This is a genomic window from Mucilaginibacter sp. P4_G9 (genome assembly GCF_056400985.1).
In genome coordinates this window covers 1-2,263 of record NZ_JBFUKF010000600.1, presented here as the reverse complement: position 1 = coordinate 2,263, position 2,263 = coordinate 1, and the positions used below count along the sequence as shown (strand labels likewise).

Below are 2,263 nucleotides of genomic sequence, written 5' to 3'. Positions count from 1 at the left end.
CTTCGTAATAAAGCTCACGGCCTCTTTCGGCAAGCATCACTGTTGCGTCAACAGATGATAAAGCACTTGCACCACGAGGTATACGTAGCAAGTTTACAATTGCCAAGGGTGTTTGTCCGTTCGGATCGGTACCGCCGCGCATAATAGCTTCGGCCTTTTCAAGTAACACATCCGCGTACCGCAAAATTACGTAGTCGTTAGACGAGTTATCATCATTAACCGTATTGTTTGCAGATGGCTGAGGGAAGTATTTAAATACCCTGATACCCTGAGCTTCAGTAGAGAAGTTAAGATCCACTTGGGGGGTAAAGATTAGTGGCTTACCACTACGCTGAGTTAAAACCTTACCATTGGGGCCATATTGCTGCCCAATGGCAAAACCCGCTCTTAAACCAACTTTATCAGTCAAACCCGGGTACGCAACGCCGCGGCGTTCATCAGTTGCTTCAAATGAATTATAAAAGTCGGCAAGGGTAGTAAAGCCGTTCCAGCCATCGGGTGTTTGGTTATAATGTAAACCCATTCTCCAGCGGTTTTTTGCAGAACCCGGTGCATTCGTTGTTGTATTATATATACCAAAAATATTTTCATGAGATTGTTCTGAGTTATCCCATGCAAAATCCTGGAAATATTTACCGGCAGGTTCAAGAGAATAACCCGCTGCGGTAATTTTATTGGCATATTCAATAACCTTATCCATATCTGCCTTTGCAAACGTGAAAGGGCCGCCTACAGTAGCAGAAGTATACACCGCTTTATTCAGATACACTTTTGCTAACAGAGCCTCTGCCGCTATCTTGTTAGCAACGCCGATGTTTGCAGAAGTTGCAGGAAGATTGGCTTCGGCAAACTCCAGGTCTTTAATAATAAAGGCTGTAGCCTCAGCACGGCTCATAACAGTAGGGATATCTGAGGTAGCTCCATTAGGATCGCGGAAAGGGGCCTGGCCGTACAAGTCAACAACCTGGAACATAAAGTAGGCGCGTAAAAAGCTTGCCTGGCCTTTAATATTATTGTCACTTGCTTTACTAATAACCTGTGTAGCACGGAATATACCAATATTTAACTGATCCCAGGTATCGTTAATCTGGTTATGTGTAGGCGTCCAGGTATGCGTATGCAGTTTACGCCAGGTACCAAAATCTCCCCAGTCTGTACCGCGGGTCGGACCCATCATTTCGTCTGTAGGGTGCTCCTGCAATGCATRGGTGTTTGCCTGGTCGGCTTGCCCGTTTAATTGAGAATAAACGCCACCCAGCTCGGCAGAACCAGCGCTGGTTCCGGCTATTGACTTTGAACCGTAAAGCTTCTCATCCAGTTTTGTGCAACCCGCGGCAGTTATACAAACTATGCCGCATATGATTGCTCGTGAGATTATATTTTTCATTTTCATATTTTTAAAAACTTGCATTTACGCCTAATGTGAATATTCGTGCTTTTGGATAAGATGTATAATCTATACCTTTTGAAGCTACGTCATTTCTTTGTTTGTCTGTGTTAATTTCCGGGTCTAAGCCAGAATAGCTGGTGATAAGAAATAAGTTTTGACCGGTTATAGATGCCCTTAAGGTTTTAATTTTGCTTCCTTTAAGCGGGAAGGTATATCCTATTGTTGCGTTGCTTAGTCTTAAAAAATCGCCTTTTTCAAGGAAGCGGGTTGATACCTCACCGGAGTTAAGCGGATTTTCGTTAGATGCTGCTACATCTTTTGTTACGTTACGACCACTAACAAGGTTGCCTTTGTAAAAGAACGCATTGGCTGTGTTGTTATAAATATAAAAACCGGTTGCCCCATTCAGAAAGAAACTTAGGTTGAAGTTTTTATAAGTGAAATTGTTGGTTAAGCTGGCTGTAAACTTAGGGTTTGGACTGCCTTGTAGTGAAGAAACGTCAATCCCCTGAGGGTAAATACCGAAACCATTAGCATCTAAGCCCGCGTAGTTTGGAACGTTAAATGTGTAAAGCGGCTGGCCATTGGTAATGAGTTGAGAATAGGCCCCAGACAAACCCTGCCCATCAATATTTCCTGTAACTATAAAGTTTTTAAAGTTTTTAAGCGTATTTTTAATCAAGGTCATATTATAACTTATGTCCCAGGTAAATTTAGGGCCCTGAATTGCGGCAAAGTTTAAACCAACTTCAACACCTTTATTTATAACATTACCCTCCAGGTTCCTGTATATTCTTGAGGAAAGAGCTGGCTGCGCAATATCCTGGTAAAACAGCAGATCACTGATTGATTTATTGAAATAGTCTACAGAAC

At 42.5% G+C, this 2,263-nt stretch carries 1 protein-coding gene and 1 pseudogene; both read right to left on the bottom strand.

Annotated elements, in window-relative coordinates; genetic code table 11:
- Positions 1 to 1,387, bottom strand: a 1,387-nt coding sequence (locus tag AC1DPZ_RS25765) for a RagB/SusD family nutrient uptake outer membrane protein (RefSeq protein WP_477408870.1), incomplete at its 3' end; no start/stop codon positions are given.
- Positions 1,388 to 1,397: 10 nt separating this feature from the next.
- Positions 1,398 to 2,263: pseudogene (locus tag AC1DPZ_RS25760) on the bottom strand (SusC/RagA family TonB-linked outer membrane protein); the annotation flags it as partial.